The sequence below is a fragment of the Curtobacterium sp. MCBA15_012 genome (assembly GCF_001864935.2).
Classification (GTDB): Bacteria; Actinomycetota; Actinomycetes; order Actinomycetales; family Microbacteriaceae; genus Curtobacterium.
In genome coordinates this window covers 1,694,540-1,711,967 of sequence record NZ_CP126267.1, presented here as the reverse complement: position 1 = coordinate 1,711,967, position 17,428 = coordinate 1,694,540, and the positions used below count along the sequence as shown (strand labels likewise).

Sequence of the window (17,428 nt, the reverse complement as noted above, 5' to 3'; positions counted from 1 at the left end):
AGCATCGTCACCCGCATTAGGACCGGAGGAGGACAAACCAATCGGCCTGTCGCGCCGAGAACGAGGGAACCGTAATCATAGTTCCTTTAGTTCTTGCTGCATTTTCCTTGTCAACCCCGTTCCCGCAAAGCGGACTCCGTATCCTTTTGGATCCAGGAGCGGCAACCTCACCTTGCGGTCATCGAATGAAAGCACCAGCACGCCACCTCTCCTGACGGGAGCGGACCGAGTCGATTCAAAAACGTCACCGGTCTCGGCATAAAACTCACAATCTCCGTCGCGCTTAATCTCCTTGATCACCTCACCACGGTTACTCCGAACAACGATCGCGTCCGAGCTGAAACTGACGATCAGATCACGTTGCAGAGCCTGGTCCGGGCCCGCTCCCAGAGCAATCCGACCCTCCTTGGTCCATCGCGCAAGGACATGAACCGATCCAGGCAGACTGCCCTGAAGCAACGAGAGCTGGTGCGCTGCCGGAGCGAATGAGCACCACACGATCAGAAAAAATAGCCCGGAGACGAGCAGTATCACAACTGCACCTGTGGCCACGGACGCAATTTGCGACCCCTCCCCGCTTAGCAATGCCGAGATGACGGCGGGAGTGCCGACAATGATACCGAAGAAAGCCGGGAGGAGTGGGAGCAGTCCTCTGGACGGATTGCCTTTACGCTTTTCTGTCATTTGGCCTTATCTCCTTGGGATGTAGCTAACTCCTCCGGTGAGGGAAGAGAATATGGCCCCGCCCGCTCCGGGGATTATTGCGCCGAAAACTGCAGTCATACTCTGAGCCGCACAATACGCATTGGGGCGCTGGATGCAGGCTATCAGTGTCGAAGCCAGCCCGAGTGCGCTACTAATCGGCGCCAAGACCGCGCCGACTTCCGGAAGTCCTACCGCGAACGCGATAACTGCAATAACTCCGATCACGAAGCTGGCTTGACCGAGTTGCGAGCCAGACCGCGCCCAATTTTTCCTAATTTGCTGCGGCGTGAGTCGGGCCGGCCTGCTACAACCGCGGTACGTGTTTCTGCAATTATAGGGTACATGCTTTGATGGTAGCGACTTTACCCGTTTCCCATTCGAGCCATAACATGCCGCCGGCATGCATTTGTAGCTTGCTTGACCGGTGAAGTCAAAGCTGTTTATGGGGTCGTTGACGTACACGTACGCGTTGTCGGTGCCCCCTTCAACAGGGTCGACCTGCAGGAACCGTCCGAGTGCAGCGACGTACTGCCGGGCGCCCATCTCGATCGTGGCGATCGAGCCGAGGTGTTCGCTGAGCTTCTGGTGCTGCCCGAGCCACCCGTAGTCGGCGTTGCCCTGCTGCGTGTCCGGACCCGACTGGTTCGCCGTCGTCGTACCGAACAGGCCGGTGGCCTGGTCCATGACCTGCCCGAACGGGTCGTACACCGGCAACACCTGCGAGGCGAGCTGGCCCGACCCGTCGGTGGTGGCGACGATGTCCCCGTGGATGTTCGGGTACGACCACACCGCGCTCGTCCCACGGAGCTCCGCGGTCACCCCGCCCGGCAGGGGCAGGTCCCACTCGGTGAGCTTGCTCGCCCCGTCGTAGACGAAGTCCGGGGTGTCACCGTCGCCGGTGAACCCGTACCGGGTCACGGTCTTCGTCCCACCCGCGGTCTGTTCCGTGCGCTGCACGATCCGGTTCGACGCGTCCCGCACGTACGACACCTTCGACCCGTCCGTCAGCGTCGTCTGGACGTGCCGGTCCTGCCCGTCGTACACGAGGGTCTCGTCAGCCAGCGTGGTCGTGTTCCCGTGCGCGTCGTAGACCAGCTGCGAACCGGTCAAGGACTGGTTCACCGGCGTCGCTCCCGTGACCGGGTTCGTCAGTGCACGTGCTGGCACCGAAGCCGTAGGTCAACCGGTGCCGCGGGATCGACGCGGCCACGAGCCTCCCGGCCGTGTCGTAGGAGGCGGGCGTGGCCGTTGTGATGGTGCTTGCGGCCGGGGCGAATGAGCGAGCGCCCCGAACGGCCGGTCCTGAATAGCCAGGCGAACGTCACCGCCGGTGATTCGGCTCTTCACGCTTGACACGTTCCGGTAGACCCGCCCACTTCCGAATGATGGCCGCATTGCGCTCAGCAGTCTTCCTCGACGAGATAGTAGCCGGGAGTCGAAGCTCACGCCCAGCATGTCGAACGACCAGCATTCGACAAAATTGCCAAAGCGGGTCAATGCCGCTTTCGGCACTTCGATTGATCAATCCGCTATAAGGCAATAGATCGACGCCATGGATTGCATGCCTGGCGATCCGATAGTTCCTATACCAGGAGTGTACGATCATCTCGTCCCCGCGCAGTTCAATCCCCATCATTGAAGCACGCCCTGTGAAGAGCATGAAGGGTACATAGAACAAGATTTGCCCAAATCCAGGGCTGTAGGCGGCTGACGCGACCGTGAACACCAGCGGCAGTGGAAGCGTGATGGTGATTGATGCCACGACAGCCCCTAGCCTGCTTCCCCTTATTCGTCTAATGATCATCTCCAATACTTCCAAACGGCACGCTTGCTCCAAGCGCTCCCATCCGCGTGGGACCCGACCGCCTTCTGTGCCACATTCGACACTGCGTTAGCTCGGAAATTGGCCCGCCGGCGCTGAGTGGACGCCCACTTTCGAGTCACAGTGCGCCCCGCTTTGAACACGCGATCAACGTGACTGCGACTCATTACCCTTTCCGCTGCAACCAGGCCCTTTGACGCATATGAACCGCCGATCATGCCCACCGCTGAAACCGCAGCCATACCGACCCTCCCTTGAACCAGATAGGCTGCCGTCTGAATTCCTCCACAAACCATGGAGACGACCCCCGGAACCAGTCCGCATGCAAAGAACACGGCACTCATGACCGAATTGTCAGTGAGGAACTTTGAGAAGCTGCGCGGCCGAGCTCGCATCGGTCCACTGCTGGACCTGTCCGGTCACGTCGAACGACGCCGTTCCGGTGTACCCGGCCGTGAAGTTCGTGCGGGATGCGTTACGGACACCGCAGTTCCACGCGTAGGCCGAGGCCCACCCAGCGACCGACGTGGTCGCGGTCGCGGTCCCGGAGTTGGCCTGTGTCTCCGCCAACTGTGCGGAGAGGATCTGCTTGCCGTAGAGCTGCTCGTACGGGAACTTCAACACGGTCCGCCAAACGCTCGGTGCGTTGTTGATCCGCGAGTTGCCGATGTTCGCGTACGACGCCGTCGCTGCCACGCTCTGACCGCTGTTCGTCGACATGTACGACTGCAGCGCCGACGGACCGTTCCAGATCGACGGGTCCAACGACACCGGGTACACCCGGGCCTCGTCGCGGAGCCACTCGGCGTCGGGAGTCAGGGTGATCCGCCAGTCGTCCCCGGACAGGTGGTCGATGCTCACCGGGATCGTCGCGACGGCGTTGTCGGACTTGCCCGAGACACCGGACGAGTCCGTCATCAGCGGCGTCGGCGTCGAGAACACGGTCTTGCCGTCGTCGTCGACGAACTTGATCGATCCGACCGGGCCGTCCTCCACCGACAGGCCCGGAGCGTGCACCTTCCAGCTGTAGGACGGCTTCGTGGTCTTCGGAGCACGCTCGAGGATCAGCGCCTCCTTCACCCCGCCGGCATCGACCTGGTACGACATGTCGGTCCCGGGCAGCACGTCGTCGTAGGCAACACCGTGCGATGCCTTGGCGTCCGGCTGGTCCGATGCGGCGAGCTGGCTCTTCGTCGGCACGTGCGCGTCGGCGTCCCGTTCGCCCTCGAGCTCGAACGACACCCGGTCCCCCGTGGAGGACGACGTGACCGTGTAGTCCGGACCGTCCTCCCCGGTCGACGCGGCGAACTCCGGCTGCAACGGGTGGTCATCGACAGTGAAGCCACCGCCGTCGGTCTCCTCGACCTTCGTCGAGATCGGCACCCAGTCCCCGGAGCCGTCCTTCACGTTCAGCGGCACGCGTGACATCTGCGTCACCTTGGTGCCGTTCGGGTTGGTCCACGTGTTCTGGTAGGTCGACCGGGACGTCAGGTCCGCGCCCTTCGCGATGCCCGTGGCCGAGGCCCCTGCCGCAGGGTCCTTGCTGGCGGGAGCCTGGTCGTCCGGGTCTCCGGTCTTCATCGCCTTCGTCAGCAACGATCCGGGCGCCTGCAGACCGTTCGCAGCCAGTGACGAGCCCGCGTGGAGGTCGTCACCCTGCGACGACGGCAGCGCCGGCAGATCCGTCGGCGACGTCGCCGTGACCGGATCGGCGTGCGCCGGGACAGCCACCAGCAGCCCAGCGACCAAGGCACTCGACGTGATGACCCCAGCGAGCACACCGGCTCGCGAAGAACGCCCCGACATGGGACTCCCCTACTACTGCAACGGGACGAACCCGAGAACGCTCCGCCCTCCCCTGGAGAGCACGGGCCTGAGCGTAGGGAAAGCGGGTCACAGGAAATTCTTCGCCCGTGGCCCCCGTTCGGGGCCCCATCTGCCCTCGGGGTACAGCGCATGTTCCGACTGACAGGCGACTTGTGGACCGGAACGGAGGGTTCGTGTGCGCCTGATACGTCTTTCGGGGTACATCGAGGAGGTGAAGGTCCGCACAGCGCGGACGTTGGCGAGAACTATCCGCTCCGCGTGTGTCACCGAGCGTGAGCTTTGCGCCTTCCTGACAGGGCGCTCCGCAGCCGCATCATGGGTCAGTCATCGAGCTCGGAGACCGGTCTCATCGGGCCCTTGAGCATGGAAGGCCGGGCCGGGCCGTCGCGGGCCCATTCGGCACCGGCGGCGACCGCGAGGGTCGCGGCATTCGGGTCGCCCTGGTGAGCCCTGCCCACGCGACCCGCCGTCGAACCGCTCCACGCCCCCCGGGCGCCTCAGCGAAGACGGAAACGATCGCGCGGACGGCGATCAGAACGGGCACCATCTTCGCGCATGGCGCAACGAGGCAGCTCCGGACGGCGGCCCAACCCCGACCGGGTCGCGCCCGCGGACGCGGTGCTCACGGCCGCGTTCGTCGCGGCAGAACGTCACAGTGCCGCGGTGGCCGCGCTCGATGTCGACAACGCTCAGGCAGGTCCATCGACGGCTCGACGACGAGTCCGTCGGGCGCTGCGAGCGGGCAGACTGGAGCGACGACGACCTGGGGGGCAGGACATGGACGACGCGACGGACACGACGGGGGCGACCGCAGCCGCAGCAGGGACAACACGGGCGCAGGCCGGAACGGGACAGACCGGGAAGGCGCGACCACGATCCGTGGCATGGCCGCTCGGGCTGCTCGCGATCTCGGGGCCGGTGGCGATGTTCGTCGTGCTCGTGGTGACCGTCGCCCGGATGCAGGTCTCCGGCGTCCCCTTCGTGGTGGCCGCGGTCTGGTGCGTGGTGAGCCTGCTGCTCGGCGGCGCCGCCATCGTGGTCGCCGTCGAGGACCGCAAGGCCCCACAGGGCACCGGGCCACGCCTCGCGGACGCGGGGATGGCGCTCGGGACGGTGGCTGCGGCGCTCGTCGGGGTCGGGATCCTCGTCGTGTTGCTCGCCTGGGCCTCACTCAGCGTCTGAGCCCCCGCGGTGCGGTGGCGGGACGCGCCAGCGCCTACCCTGGACGGATGCTCTCCCGACGTGAGGCCGCCGTGCGCCTCGACATCCCCCTCGAGATGGCGGCGCACCACGGCATCCCGTCGCGCCTCAGCGAGGACGACCTCGCCGCGATCGAGCAGGACCCGCCCGCCTGGCTCGTGCAGTCCCGTGCGAACCGCACCGGCACGAAGAAGGTCTGGGTCGAGCTGGCCTGCGTCGTCTGCGGCTACACCGAGACCGCGCGGCCGAAGAAGTGGTGGCCGGACTGGGACCACCTGATGTGCGACTACCACGCCCCCTACCAGGCGCCCGAGCCGCCCGCCGGCTTCGTCCGAGGCGAGGTCGAGGGAATCGGCAGCCGCTTCGTCGCGCTGGTGGACGAGAAGCCGTAGCGGCGATCGCCGGGCTGCGCCCGGTGGCGGACGGGAGGCCCGTGGCAGGGCCGCACCGCGCCTCCCGTCCGGCGGTGGGTCGCGACCGGAGGCGCGTGGCGGGACCGCGCCGTGCCTCCCGTCCGCCTGTTGTAGCGGTCCGACCGCCGGTCCTGCCGGTGTGCGCGCTGCCGCCGACCGCGGCGGCGGGCCGGGGCCGCGCCGCCGCCGACCTCAGTGCAGCTGCACGCCCAGATCGCGGCCGGAGACCACCACGGCGTCGATCTCGACGCGACCGGCACCCTGGCCGACGGTGCGCGTCTGGATCTGGTTGAACGCCCAGTCGTCCGGGAGCGGTCGGAGCACGTTGCCCTCCCAGCCCGTGGACATCCCGGCGACGAAGGAGTGGTGCGCGAGGCCCGCGTGCGCGACCGCTGCGCAGGTCCGGCGCGAGCCGTAGACCCCCGGGTGGTACTCGTCTCCACGGGCGCGCAGCCCCGCTGCAACGCCACGGAAGTAGGGCAGCACCCGGTCGGCGACGTCGTCCGCGGTGGCGTCGTAGTCCACGGCGAACGAGATCGTGGTCTGCTTCGGGATGCCGAGGGCGCGAGCGGCGTCGTGCGCGCGTTCCGCGTCGCGGACCCCCTGGTCGCGGCTGAACCACGATGCCTCGTACCCGCCCTCCTCGAAGATGGGCCAGAGCCGGAGGCACGCCGACGCGAGCACGTCGAGTTCGCTCGGCGTGAGGGCCTTGTCGAGCGCACCGGGCACCTGTTCGTCCGTCAGGTAGCGCCCCACGAGGGAGACGCCGGACGCTCGGATCGCGGCGGCCTGGTCGGCGGTGAGGCGGGTCGCGGTGTCGGCACCGGTGACCGGTCGGTCGGCGTCGCCGCAGCTGACCGCGAGCGCGGCCCAGCTGGCGGGGTCGCAGACGCCGGTCTGCGCAGCGGGCTCGAACGCCTGGAAGGCCTGGAACTGCCGCATCGACTCGACGTCCACGGCCGACCACGCGGCGTCGAACGGGACGTGGACGCCGTTCAGGACCAGCAGGCCGGCGGCGAGCTGCGCCCAGCTGCCCGTGTCACCCGGGCGGACCGTGGCCTGCGTCGCGGCGCGGAGGGCGGCGGCGGTCGCCGGTCCCCAGACGCCGTCCACGTCCTGCACGCCGATCGCGGACTGGAGCGCGCGGACGACCGCGCCACCCGTCGGGACGTCGGCCACACCACCCGTCCCGCAGTAGGCACCGCCAGGCACCTCGGCCGCGGTGCGGTTCAGGTACTGCTGCACCGCACGGACCTCGGTCGACCCACCGGGCACGAGCGTGGCGGCCCCGACCGTGAACAGTGCGGCGAACAACGCCGGGGACACCTCGGCACCGCGGGTCGGGTCGGCCGTCGGGGCCCCGAGGTCCGCTCGGTAGGCGTCGAGGGCTCGACGGGAGGCGTCGTCCCAGTCCCCCGTGACGCGCGCCCCGGCTCCACCGGCGCAGATCAGCCCGGCCTGGACGAGGCTGCACCAGGCGGCGGCGTCCTGATCACCGTCGAGCCGGACCGGACCGTGGTCCCGGAGGCGCTGCCTCGTCTCCGGGCCGTACGCCGGGACGAGCGGCGTGATGCCCAGCAGCGACTGCGCTCCCTGCAGGACGCCGGTGCGGGTCCCCGCTCCGGCGACACCGTCCTCGTCGACGTGCTGCCACCCCTGGAGCTGCCCGAACGTCGCGTTCAACCACCGCTGCACGGCTGCGACGTCTCCGGGAGCACCGTCGGCGGTGCCACCGGTGGGCGACGGGGAACCGCTCGGTTCCGCTGCCGCCCGGGCCGGATCGGCGAGGACGGCACCCAGGATCGGGACGGCCCCGAAGAACGCGAGGGCACCACGGCGCGAGACGGACATGGGAGGGCTCCTTCGTGGTCGGACGATGCGGCTCCGGTCCGACCGCCGTCCAGCGCGCCGGCGAGGTCGATCACGGGCACGTCGAGCTCCCCCACACGCTGGTCAGACGATCGTCTGGCCAGCAGCGTAGTTCGACGCCGACGCGCGGACGATGAGGCTCCTCTCAGGCCACGGGGCGGCGGCGCGCACCGGCGATCGGCGCGACACCACGGCTCGTCGAGTCGAGCGCGTCGCGGGAGCCGGTCGCCGGGCCGTCTACGCTGGAACGCGAGTCCGTGCAGACTCACCGACGAAAGGCAGTCCCGCTCACCATGCCAGCCCCCAAGCACGCGCTCGACCTGAAGACTCCCCCGCCCCTGAAGCGTGGCGCCCTGCGCGTCACGCCGCTCGGCGGCCTCGGTGACGTCGGGCGCAACATGACCCTCTTCGAGCACCGCGGGAAGCTGCTCGTCGTGGACTGCGGTGTGCTCTTCCCCGAGGAGAGCCAGCCGGGCATCGACGTGATCCTCCCGGACTTCACCGCCGTGCGGGACCGTCTCGACGAGGTCGAGGGCATCGTCCTCACGCACGGGCACGAGGACCACATCGGTGGCGTCCCGTACCTGCTCAAGGAACGCCCCGACATCCCCGTCATCGGCTCGAAGCTCACGCTCGCGTTCATCACCGCGAAGCTCCAGGAGCACGGCATCACGCCGCGCACCCACGAGGTCGCCGCGGGCGACCGGCACAGCGCCGGCCCGTTCGACCTCGAGTTCGTCGCCGTGAACCACTCCATCCCGGACGGTCTCGCCGTCGCCATCCGCACCAGCGCGGGCACCGTGCTGCACACCGGCGACTTCAAGATGGACCAGTTCCCGCTCGACCAGCGCCTGACCGACCTCAACGGGTTCGCGCGGCTCGGCGACGAGGGCGTCGACCTGTTCCTGGTCGACTCGACCAACGCCGAGGTCCCCGGCTTCACGACCGCCGAGCAGGACATCGCACCGGCGATCGACCGCGTGTTCCGCGAGGCACCGAAGCGCATCGTCGTCTCGAGCTTCGCGAGCCACGTGCACCGCATCCAGCAGGTCCTCGACGCCGCGCAGCGCCACGGGCGCAAGGTCGCGTTCGTCGGTCGGTCCATGGTCCGCAACATGCAGATCGCGGCCGACCTCGGCTACCTGCACATCCCGGACGGTCTCGTCGTCGACCTGAAGCGTCTCGGCAAGCTGCCGGACAACAAGAGCGTGCTCATCTGCACCGGGTCGCAGGGCGAGCCGATGGCCGCACTGTCGCGGATGGCCCGTCGCGAGCACCTCATCACGGTCGGCGAGGGCGACACGATCCTCCTCGCCAGCTCGCTGATCCCCGGCAACGAGAACGCGATCTACGGCGTGATCAACGGGCTCATCCGCTGGGGTGCCACGGTCGTGCACAAGGGCAACGCGAAGGTGCACGTGTCGGGCCACGCCAGTGCCGGCGAGCTCGTCTACTGCTACAACCTCGTGAAGCCGAAGAACGTGCTGCCGGTGCACGGCGAGTGGCGGCACCTCGTCGCGAACGCCGAGCTCGCCGTCCGCACGGGCGTACCCGAGGACCGCGTCCTCGTCGTCGAGGACGGCGTCGTCGTCGACCTCGACCGCGGCCGTGCCCGCGTCGTCGGCCGCATCCCCGCGCCGTACGTGTTCGTCGACGGGACCACCATCGGCGTCGCGACCGAGTCCGCCCTGAAGGACCGGCTCTCCCTCGCCGAGGAAGGGCACATCACGGTGCTCGGCATCTTCGACGAGGGCACGCAGAAGCTCGTCGACCCGGTCGAGTTCCTGCCGAAGGGCTTCGTCGAGGCGGAGGGCTGGATGCAGCACGCCGAGCAGGTCGCCGAGAAGGCCATCACCGAGGCGGCCGGGCGCGGACACATCGACGGCGCCGCGGCGGAGCAGGCCATCGCGACCGGTCTGGAGCGGTGGTTCCTCCGCCGTCACCGCCGGACGCCGGTGATCACCGCGGTGGTCGTCGACGCCGACTGACGCCGGACCGCACCGAGGGAGCGTCGGCCCGGGTCCGTGTCCGGGGTCCGGGCCGACGCCTGCTAGCTCCTGACCCGGGGACCGACCATCCCGAGCAGGGCCAGCGCGTCGGCGTCCGGTGATCCCGGTGCCGCGGTGTAGAGCACCAGGAACTGGTCGGCGTCGGTGAGCGCCAGGGTGTCGCAGTCGACCGTCACCGCGCCGACCGCCGGGTGGTGGAAGGTCTTCGTGAGCATCGGCGCCGGCTGGACGTCGTGCCGGTCCCACAGCCGCGCGAACTCGGCGTTCCCGGCCTGGAGGTCGTCGATGAGCGCGACGACCTCGTCGTCAGCGGGGTGTTCCGCGAGCGTGGTCCGCAGCCGCATCACGACGTGGTGCCGGAACTCCGCGGCGTCCGAGATGCCGTAGGGCGGCTCCGTGGGGTGGTCGGCACCGCCGACGGGGAACGCCAGGCGGGCGAGGTTGCGCCCCGCGCGGTCCCGGAGCGCGAAGTCCTCCATGAGCGCCGCCGCCAGCGGGTTCCACGCGAGGACCTCGAAGTCCGCGGCCAGCACGATCGCCGCGGTCTGCGGCAGCCGCTCGATGACGGCCAGGATGCTCGGGCGGACCGCGCGCCGGAGCGACCCGGTGCGCGGGCGAGCCGTCCCGGCCAGCAGGAACAGGTGGTCGGACTCGGCGTCCGTGAGCCGCAGCGTGCCCGCGATGCCGGCCAGGACCTCCGCCGACGGCCGCGGCGCGCGGCCCTGTTCGAGCCGCACGTAGTACTCCGTCGAGATGTGGGCGAGGACCGCCACCTCCTCACGGCGCAGGCCCGGCGTCCGCCGGCGCGTGCCGGACGGCAACCCGACGTCCTCGGGGCGCAACCGCTCTCGACGCGACCGGAGGAACGCGGCGAGTTCCTGCTTGTCCATGCCCCGATCCTCCCCCGCCGGACCGACGGCGTCCTGGTACCGGCTGTACCTGGATCGGGTCCTCGCGCCGGACCGACGCTGGGGCCATGACCGACACCACCTCCCCCACCCGAACGCCCGACCTGCTCTCCGGCAAGGTCGTCCTCATCACCGGAGCCAGCCGTGGCATCGGTGCCGCAGCCGCACGACTCTTCGCCCGCGAGGGTGCCGCGGTCGTGCTCGCCGCCCGGAGCACCGACGCCCTGGAGGCCCTCGTCGCCGAGGTCCGCAGTACCGGTGGCACCGCGGACGCCGTCGCCCTCGACCTCGCCGACCCCGCCAGCATCCGCGCCGCCGTGGCCCGGGTCGACTCCCTGCACGGTCGGCTCGACGGCGCGTTCAACAACGGTGCGGCGATCCAGCAGCCGGGGCCGCTCGACACGACGAGCGACGAGGACGTCGAGACGCAGTTCGCCGTCAACTTCCGCGGGCACTGGGTCGCCATGAACGCCGAGGCAGCTCTGATGCGGCGGTCCGGCGGCGGGGCGATCGTCAACACCTCGAGCATCGGGAGCCGCCGCGCGAACCCGGCCCTCCCCGCCTACGGCGCCATGAAGCGCGCGCTCAACAGCATCACCGAGACGGCCGCGGTGACCTGGGCACCCGAGGGCATCCGGGTGAACGGCATCACCCCGGGCGGCACCGAGACCGAGATGATCGAGGAGTGGGAGGCCGCGACGCCGGGGATCACCGAGCAGATCAACGCGTCGGTACCCCTCGGCAGGATGGCGCGGCCGGAGGAGGTCGCGGAGGTCGCCGCGTGGCTGCTCAGCGACCGCGCGTCGATGGTGACCGGGGCGAGCATCCCGGTGGACGGCGGGGCCGGGGCGTAGGGGCGGTCCGGTGGGGTCCGGTCCGGTCCGGTCCGGTGGGGTCCGGTCCGGTCCGGTCCGGTCCGGTCCGGTCCGGTGCGAGGTCCTACAGGGACCGGCCGCGGGCCGCGGGCTCGCAGTAGCCTCCACCGGAACCGTGCTCTCGCTCGGTCCGGTGGCCGTCCGCTCCGCGATCGAGCATCCCGAGGAAGGACCGTGTCGTGACCGCCGACCTCTCGAGCCCGTTCGCCGGTCAGGGCTGGACCCAGATCGGTGAGCTCCTGCTCGCGTTCGTGCTCGCCTCGTCCATCGGGCTGGAACGGCAGCTGCGATCGAAGAGTGCCGGGCTCCGCACGCAGGCGATCGTCGGGACGGCTGCGGCGCTGATGATCCTCGTGAGCAAGTACGGCTTCTAACGTCGTCGACGCGCTCCTCGGCGACGCCGTCTTCGAGAGCTGCACCGCGGCGGTCGAGAGCGTCGGCACCGTTGCCGGAGACTGGATCAGCGACCGGTTCCCGGGGCACGCGACCGTGCCGCACGCCGAGCTCAAGGCGCGGTGCGCGGATGCGCGTGTGTTCGTCGGGACCGGCGAGGCGACGTCCTACGCCAACGTGCTCCTGACCTGCGGCGTCCCGTTCTGACACGGGCGCGACGACGGCCGCGGTCGGGCGGCGGCGTCCCGCCGCTCGGTCGGTCACGCCAGGTCCGCGACCGCCGGTGCCGGCGCGCTGCGCCGTGTGGTCCCACCGCTGCGACCTGCTGGTCGCTCCCGTCCCTCGGGTGGTCACCGGACGGACGGGAGGCTCCTCCCGCGGCCCCGCCACTCCGCTCTCGGTCCTCGCGGGCCGCCCCTGACGCCAGGGTTGGCAACTGCTGCCTCCGCATCGGCCGGGAGACGGTCGTGCTGACGGTCGCTCCGCCTGCCAGCGTGATCGCGCTCGTGCCCTCGGTTCTTCCTGTGGAGCTCCAGTCCGAGCCGTCGGCGGACCCAGTACTGCTGCGATCGCCCGCCGGGCACGAGGAGACCGCCGTCCTCGGCTCCGCGAGCGCCTCTGCTGGATCGCCGACGAGCCTCACCGTCTGCGGCGCGGTCCCGTTCGTGTCGAGCGGAGGACTGGGGCTGTGGACCGGACGCCGTGAAGGCCCCCGGGTGCGCCGCCGCTCCGCCTCTCGGAGCTTCGACCGCTCGCGCTGGAGACGCCACGCTGCATCCCGGGCCCAGTCACGGGCGGTCGCTTCCGTCACGTCGTCCAGCGCGGCGTACGCGTTGAGGAGGTCACGCTGCGCCAGAGCGCCGCTCCGTCGCACCCCGGTGGCCGGGAACGAGCGGAAGGACGATCCGGTGGCGGCGAGCATCGAGGTGTTCCCGGTCCGCCGGCCGTTCGACAGGAAGAACCAGTCGTCCCACTTCTCGACTCGGAAGCGCGTGTCCTCGTCCAGCGGGATCCGGCATGTGCAGAGCCAGCTCCGCACGAGGACCGAGCCCGGGCCGCGGACACCGGTCGAACCGAGCCGCTCACGGCCGCGGATGAGGATCGTGGGCATGGTTCGGATCGGCGGTGAACGCGCGCTCGTAGATGTCGTAGACGACCGCGGCCTTCGCGTCGTTGTACCGCACCGCTCCGCTCGCGCGCACTGCGCTCGCCTTCGCCTCGGCGTAGGTCGCTCGGTCCTCGGGGTGGGCCCGCAACCACTCCACGAACAGCCGGTGCCGTCGGGGCTCCACTGCGTCCGGCTGCCACACGTGCAGGTTGGTGTTGGGTTCGCCGAGGGTGAGCTGGCGGTGCCGATCTCCCGCGATGGCGTCGCGGAAGACCAGACGGAACCCGACCGCTTCGAGCTTCGGCAACCAGGCTTGCTCGTCGAGCACGTCAGGCACGAGCAGGTCGACGTCGATGACGGGCTTGGCCACCATCCCCGGCACGGCGGTGGAGCCGACGTGCAGGACGGTGCGGTCCGACCCGAGTGCGCTCGCGACGAGGTCGCGCACACGGGCGAACGATGCTTCCCACCGTCGGTCGTAGGCCTGCGGCGGACCGGGTTCGGTCTGTCGGAACGCCACGCGCTGGGACTGACGGGCGGCGTTGCTTCCGATGGCGATCGGGCGCCAGAGGGGATGTGTGGCCACCGTCACATCATGTCTCCTCGACCGGTCTCAGGAACCGATCGTCGATCGGGCAGCGTCGTCAGGACGAGCTCCGTCCCCCTCGGCGCGGCCCAGGAGAACACCGGCGCGACCTGCCCGGCCTCGACGAGCGACACGACACAGACCACCAGTGCCACAGCGGCCAGTGCGATGGAGACACGTGCCCACGGGCGCGAGACCGCTCGAGCAACAATGAGGAGATCGAAGCGACGGACGGCCGTCGATCGTCTCGTTCCGTCCGCGGATCTGCTGACGGCTCGGCAGCGGTGTTCACGCTGAGGCCTCCTGAGCTGAGGCGCCCACGTGTCGGGAGCCGATCGACTGCCTGAACGACCGTTGCCCCGCCGCGCGGTCAGTAGCCCCGGCGGTGGAGCGCTCGGAAGACGAACACCCAGGCGATCAGGAGCAACAGCCCGACGGTGCCGACCCACCGCTCGGCTGTCCCGCCGTCGAACACCGCCCAGAAGCAGACCAGGGCCGACAGGCCGGTCCCGACAGCGATGGGGATGCGCCAGACCGTCGTCCAGGTCCTCGTGGCGGGTCGGTCCGACTCATCCGGGTTGGTCATGACGCGAGCGTACGGGTCTGTCACGGCATCCCGACAGCGGATCCGCTCCGGAGATGGGCCGGCGTTCATCCGAAGAGGACGACGCCTTGGAAGAGCCCGCCCACGAACGACACGCTGCCAGCAGCACCCACTGCGGACGGTCTCGAGTCCGAGGCATCGCAGCGGCGGATGGTCGCTGACCGACCGCGTCCAGCACGAGGCCTGACCGTCCGGTCATCGGTCCGTCATCGGAACGGCTCCGAGGTCGGCTCGACCGTGTCCAGCACGATGCGCACCGCCTGTCTCGCTGCGTCGGGAACGAGCCCCTCCTCGTCGAGTGACGTTGCCGCGACCCAGCTCGGCTCGTACTCGTTGCGCGCCGAAGCTCGGCGCAGTTCGGGTCCGCCGAGCGACACCGCCGTGGACGTCACCCGTACCGCGAAGTACACGGCAGGTGTCTGCTGGTCGACGGGGACGTCGAGCAGATCGCCCACGTCGCCGTCGAGCCCGGTCTCCTCGAGGAGCTCACGTCGGCACGCCTCGCGCAGGTCCTCACCCGCTTCGACGCCGCCTCCCGGCAGCACGCAGTAGCTCCGGCCGTCCCTGCGCCGTTTCACCACGAGCACCCGCTCGTCGAGCGTGACGACTGCCACCGACCGGATACGCACGACGACAGTGCACCATGCGCGGCCGCGATCCGCGAGACGCCTCGACGGCAGATCGGCTCCGGCGACAGCGCGTCGAGCAAGGATCTCGGACCAGACGTGCACCGGAACGCTCGAGGAGTGGCATGCTCCGGCTGTGACGAACGGCGAACAGCTCTTCGCGCCGGAGGTGCGCGGCACGTTCTACCGGGCCGTCGACCCGCGCTTCCGCCGGTCCGCGATCGCCGGCTCCCGCGCGGCGGGACGGTACTCGCGGGCGGACCAGCCGACGCTGTACCTCAGCTCGTCCGTCGAGGGCGTGGAGGCAGCGCTGATGGCCCATCCCGGAACGCGGTCGGCCGACCCGGTGGTCCTCGAGGTCGACGTCGTGGCCTCCCGGATCATCGACCTCCGCGATCCGCCCACCCGTGCGGCAGCCGGCGTCGACCTCGCCGACGCGACCGCGCCGTGGCAGCAGGTCGTCGCCGAAGGTCGCGTCCCGACGTCTTGGCTCGTGCGCGATCGCCTGACCGAGCTCGGCGCGGACGGCCTGATCGACCCGTCGCGCAAGCACCCCGGGCTCTGGCACCTGGTGTTGTTCCGGTGGAACGAGGACGACGCGCCCAGGGTCCACGTCCGAGGTGCAGCGGCGGACTGACGGCCCCGTCGGTCCCGGCGAGATCTGCGGACGACGGCGACGGCGCCGCCAGCCGATCGGGCACCGGGGCGAGCAGCTGCCCCGGACGCACGCACCGCGCGCGGCCGGGGCGTCCGGCCACGCGCTAGCGCTTCAGGTTCGTCAGCTCCTGCAGCACCTCGTCCGAGGTGGTGATGATGCGCGCGTTCGCCTGGAACCCGCGCTGCGCCACGATCAGGTTCGTGAACTCCTGCGACAGGTCGACGTTCGACATCTCGAGCGTGCCCGAGGCGAGCTGTCCGACGCCGGGCTCCCCCGGTGCGCCGACGGTGGCCTGGCCGGAGTTCGCGGTCGCCCGGTAGCCCGAGGCTCCGGTCTTCTCGAGCCCGGCGGGGTTCGCGAACGTGGCGAGGGCGATGCGGCCGATCGCGAGCGAGGCGCCGTTCGAGAACGTGCCGACGAGCGTGCCGTCCTTCGCGATCGAGTAGCCCTGCAGCGCGCCGGCGGCGGCACCGTTCTGCGACGAGATCGAGGACGTGTCGAGCGCCGCGAAGCCGGTGAGCTGGGTCAGGTCGACGGCGATGCCGCCGACCTGCATCGAGCCGCCGCTGGTGAGCTTGCCGTTGCCGTCGAAGGCGATCGCGCCCTGGACAGCGGTACCGCCGTCGACCTGGCCGCTGACGTTCCAGCCGGCGTCCGAGCGTGCGAAGGTGAGCTTCAGGACGTGCTTCTGGCCCGCCGCGTCGTACACGGTCGACTCGCGGACACGCTGCCCGTTGAGTGCGGTCTCCGACGGCAGGTTGCCGGTCATCGCCGCGGTCGTGGTGCTGACGGCGGGGGCGGCGGCTTCGAGCGGGAGACGGATGTCACCGAGCTGCCCGCCCTGGTTGACGACGCCGTTGGTCGCCGGGTAGCCCTGCACGATCTTGCCGTCGGCGCTCACGAGCCGTCCCTCGGCGTCGAAGTCGAACGCACCCGCACGCGAGTAGACGGTGTCGCCGCCGAGGCGGGTGACGAAGAAGCCGTCGCCCGAGATCATCAGGTCGGTGGCCTTCCCGGTCGCCTGCGCCGAGCCCTGCGCGAAGTTCGTGGACACACCGGCGACCTGCACGCCGAGGCCGATCTGGGCGGGGTTCGTGCCGCCGATGCCGGTCTGCGGTCCGCCGGCGCCCTGGGTCATCTGCGACAGGGTGTCCTGGAAGACGGTGGACGACGACTTGAAGCCGACGGTGTTGACGTTGGCGATGTTGTTGCCGGTGACGTCGAGCATCTGCTGGTGCGAGCGGAGGCCGGAGATCCCGGAGTAGAGCGAGCGGAGCATGGTGCGACCTTTCAGAGGAAAGAGCGAGGGAAGAACGAGGAACGAGCGAGGAAGAGCAGGGGACGAAGCAGAGAAGGGACGAACCAGCGCCGAGCGGCGCGGACCCGTCAGGCGCCCCGGATACCGGAGATCACGTCGAGGTCGACCTCCTTCCCACCCACGGTGACGGTCGGCACGCTCGCCGCGTAGGACACCGCGGTCGCCGTCCCGGTCACGGCCGTACCCGACGCGGCGTCGGTGTAGGTGACCTGCTTGCCGACGAGGTTCGCCGCGGCCATCCGCATCTGCAACGAGAAGCCCTCGTTCGCGGTGGTGGTCTGGTTGGTGATCTGCTCCATCATCGCGAGCTGCGTCTGCTGGCTGATCATCTGGTTCGTGTCCATCGGCGAGGACGGGTCCTGGTTCCGGAGCTGCGTGACGAGCAGCTTCATGAACACCTCGGAGTCCATAGTCTGGGACTTCTTCGTCGCGCTGTTCGCGGTCAGGGCCGCGGCCTGCGCGGCCTTGTCGACAGTGCCGGTGATGCCGTCGATGGGCATGGTGCCT

General features: G+C 69.8%; 17 protein-coding genes and 1 pseudogene. 7 read left to right on the top strand and 11 right to left on the bottom strand.

What is annotated here, in order from left to right; genetic code table 11:
- Positions 1 to 75 precede the first annotated feature (75 nt).
- The 4 genes from QOL15_RS07875 to QOL15_RS07860 all read right to left on the bottom strand — a co-directional run bounded on the left by QOL15_RS07875 (position 76) and on the right by QOL15_RS07860 (position 4,108).
- On the bottom strand, positions 76 to 684 hold the full coding sequence (locus QOL15_RS07875) for a hypothetical protein (RefSeq protein WP_139197442.1): 609 nt from the start codon (positions 682 to 684) through the stop codon (positions 76 to 78).
- 6 nt (positions 685 to 690) lie between these two features.
- A complete protein-coding gene (locus tag QOL15_RS07870; RefSeq protein WP_139197441.1) occupies positions 691 to 1,872 on the bottom strand; it encodes an RHS repeat protein in 1,182 nt (393 codons plus the stop codon).
- A gap of 154 nt (positions 1,873 to 2,026) precedes the next feature.
- Positions 2,027 to 2,467 (bottom strand): hypothetical protein, encoded by a 441-nt coding sequence (locus tag QOL15_RS07865; protein ID WP_139197440.1) that lies wholly within the window; start codon positions 2,465 to 2,467, stop codon positions 2,027 to 2,029.
- A 414-nt stretch (positions 2,468 to 2,881) separates the two neighbouring features.
- Positions 2,882 to 4,108, bottom strand: a complete 1,227-nt coding sequence (locus tag QOL15_RS07860; RefSeq protein WP_139197439.1) for a hypothetical protein — start codon at positions 4,106 to 4,108, stop codon at positions 2,882 to 2,884.
- Positions 4,109 to 5,233: 1,125 nt separating this feature from the next.
- On the opposite strand from QOL15_RS07860, the gene QOL15_RS07855 reads away from it, so the two are divergent.
- Positions 5,234 to 5,536, top strand: a complete 303-nt coding sequence (locus tag QOL15_RS07855) for a hypothetical protein (RefSeq protein WP_071246914.1) — start codon at positions 5,234 to 5,236, stop codon at positions 5,534 to 5,536.
- A gap of 47 nt (positions 5,537 to 5,583) precedes the next feature.
- The gene (locus QOL15_RS07850; protein WP_071246912.1) at positions 5,584 to 5,946 is read left to right on the top strand and encodes a hypothetical protein; all 363 of its coding nucleotides are present in this window, start codon (positions 5,584 to 5,586) and stop codon (positions 5,944 to 5,946) included.
- 213 nt (positions 5,947 to 6,159) lie between these two features.
- Here QOL15_RS07850 and QOL15_RS07845 read toward each other — a convergent pair whose 3' ends face one another.
- Positions 6,160 to 7,818 (bottom strand): glycoside hydrolase domain-containing protein, encoded by a 1,659-nt coding sequence (locus tag QOL15_RS07845; RefSeq protein ID WP_065964918.1) that lies wholly within the window; start codon positions 7,816 to 7,818, stop codon positions 6,160 to 6,162.
- 311 nt (positions 7,819 to 8,129) lie between these two features.
- Between QOL15_RS07845 and QOL15_RS07840 the strand changes: the two genes are divergently transcribed.
- On the top strand, positions 8,130 to 9,824 hold the full coding sequence (locus tag QOL15_RS07840; protein ID WP_071246910.1) for a ribonuclease J: 1,695 nt from the start codon (positions 8,130 to 8,132) through the stop codon (positions 9,822 to 9,824).
- A gap of 62 nt (positions 9,825 to 9,886) precedes the next feature.
- Here the strand turns inward: QOL15_RS07840 and QOL15_RS07835 are convergent, their stop codons facing one another.
- Positions 9,887 to 10,735: a helix-turn-helix transcriptional regulator gene (locus QOL15_RS07835; RefSeq protein WP_071246908.1), complete on the bottom strand. Its 849-nt coding sequence runs from the start codon at positions 10,733 to 10,735 to the stop codon at positions 9,887 to 9,889.
- A gap of 86 nt (positions 10,736 to 10,821) precedes the next feature.
- Between QOL15_RS07835 and QOL15_RS07830 the strand changes: the two genes are divergently transcribed.
- The 3 genes and pseudogenes from QOL15_RS07830 to QOL15_RS16665 form a co-directional block, all read left to right on the top strand.
- Positions 10,822 to 11,607 carry an SDR family NAD(P)-dependent oxidoreductase gene (locus tag QOL15_RS07830; RefSeq protein WP_071246906.1) on the top strand — a complete coding sequence of 262 codons (786 nt, stop codon included), beginning with the start codon at positions 10,822 to 10,824 and terminating at the stop codon, positions 11,605 to 11,607.
- A 200-nt stretch (positions 11,608 to 11,807) separates the two neighbouring features.
- Positions 11,808 to 12,002, top strand: coding sequence for an MgtC/SapB family protein (locus QOL15_RS07825; protein WP_071246904.1), 195 nt, complete (start codon positions 11,808 to 11,810; stop codon positions 12,000 to 12,002).
- A gap of 13 nt (positions 12,003 to 12,015) precedes the next feature.
- Positions 12,016 to 12,228, top strand: a pseudogene (locus QOL15_RS16665) (RbsD/FucU domain-containing protein); the annotation flags it as partial.
- Positions 12,229 to 13,103: 875 nt separating this feature from the next.
- Here the strand turns inward: QOL15_RS16665 and QOL15_RS07820 are convergent.
- The 3 genes from QOL15_RS07820 to QOL15_RS07810 form a co-directional block, all read right to left on the bottom strand.
- Positions 13,104 to 13,715, bottom strand: coding sequence for a GrpB family protein (locus tag QOL15_RS07820; RefSeq protein WP_175473830.1), 612 nt, complete (start codon positions 13,713 to 13,715; stop codon positions 13,104 to 13,106).
- Positions 13,716 to 14,085: 370 nt separating this feature from the next.
- A complete protein-coding gene (locus QOL15_RS07815; protein WP_065964506.1) occupies positions 14,086 to 14,301 on the bottom strand; it encodes a hypothetical protein in 216 nt (71 codons plus the stop codon).
- A gap of 224 nt (positions 14,302 to 14,525) precedes the next feature.
- Positions 14,526 to 14,933, bottom strand: coding sequence for an NUDIX domain-containing protein (locus QOL15_RS07810; RefSeq protein WP_253181707.1), 408 nt, complete (start codon positions 14,931 to 14,933; stop codon positions 14,526 to 14,528).
- 148 nt (positions 14,934 to 15,081) lie between these two features.
- On the opposite strand from QOL15_RS07810, the gene QOL15_RS07805 reads away from it, so the two are divergent.
- Positions 15,082 to 15,582 (top strand): RES family NAD+ phosphorylase, encoded by a 501-nt coding sequence (locus QOL15_RS07805; protein ID WP_071246900.1) that lies wholly within the window; start codon positions 15,082 to 15,084, stop codon positions 15,580 to 15,582.
- Between the two features lie 124 nt (positions 15,583 to 15,706).
- Here QOL15_RS07805 and QOL15_RS07800 read toward each other — a convergent pair whose 3' ends face one another.
- A complete protein-coding gene (locus QOL15_RS07800; RefSeq protein WP_065964502.1) occupies positions 15,707 to 16,882 on the bottom strand; it encodes a flagellar hook protein FlgE in 1,176 nt (391 codons plus the stop codon).
- 107 nt (positions 16,883 to 16,989) lie between these two features.
- On the bottom strand, positions 16,990 to 17,421 hold the full coding sequence (locus tag QOL15_RS07795) for a flagellar hook assembly protein FlgD (protein WP_071246899.1): 432 nt from the start codon (positions 17,419 to 17,421) through the stop codon (positions 16,990 to 16,992).
- Positions 17,422 to 17,428: the final 7 nt, after the last annotated feature.

What these genes read in the sequence shown, in the direction of transcription:
- QOL15_RS07840 (WP_071246910.1), top strand. Translation starts at nt 8,130, where the DNA reads ATGCCAGCCCCCAAGCACGCGCTCGACCTGAAGACTCCCCCGCCCCTG.
- QOL15_RS07800 (WP_065964502.1), bottom strand. Translation starts at nt 16,882, where the DNA reads ATGCTCCGCTCGCTCTACTCCGGGATCTCCGGCCTCCGCTCGCACCAG.
- QOL15_RS07860 (WP_139197439.1), bottom strand. Translation starts at nt 4,108, where the DNA reads ATGAAGACCGGAGACCCGGACGACCAGGCTCCCGCCAGCAAGGACCCT.
- QOL15_RS07845 (WP_065964918.1), bottom strand. Translation starts at nt 7,818, where the DNA reads ATGTCCGTCTCGCGCCGTGGTGCCCTCGCGTTCTTCGGGGCCGTCCCG.
- QOL15_RS07795 (WP_071246899.1), bottom strand. Translation starts at nt 17,421, where the DNA reads ATGCCCATCGACGGCATCACCGGCACTGTCGACAAGGCCGCGCAGGCC.
- QOL15_RS07835 (WP_071246908.1), bottom strand. Translation starts at nt 10,735, where the DNA reads ATGGACAAGCAGGAACTCGCCGCGTTCCTCCGGTCGCGTCGAGAGCGG.
- QOL15_RS07830 (WP_071246906.1), top strand. Translation starts at nt 10,822, where the DNA reads ATGACCGACACCACCTCCCCCACCCGAACGCCCGACCTGCTCTCCGGC.
- QOL15_RS07875 (WP_139197442.1), bottom strand. Translation starts at nt 684, where the DNA reads ATGACAGAAAAGCGTAAAGGCAATCCGTCCAGAGGACTGCTCCCACTC.
- QOL15_RS07815 (WP_065964506.1), bottom strand. Translation starts at nt 14,301, where the DNA reads ATGACCAACCCGGATGAGTCGGACCGACCCGCCACGAGGACCTGGACG.
- QOL15_RS07850 (WP_071246912.1), top strand. Translation starts at nt 5,584, where the DNA reads ATGCTCTCCCGACGTGAGGCCGCCGTGCGCCTCGACATCCCCCTCGAG.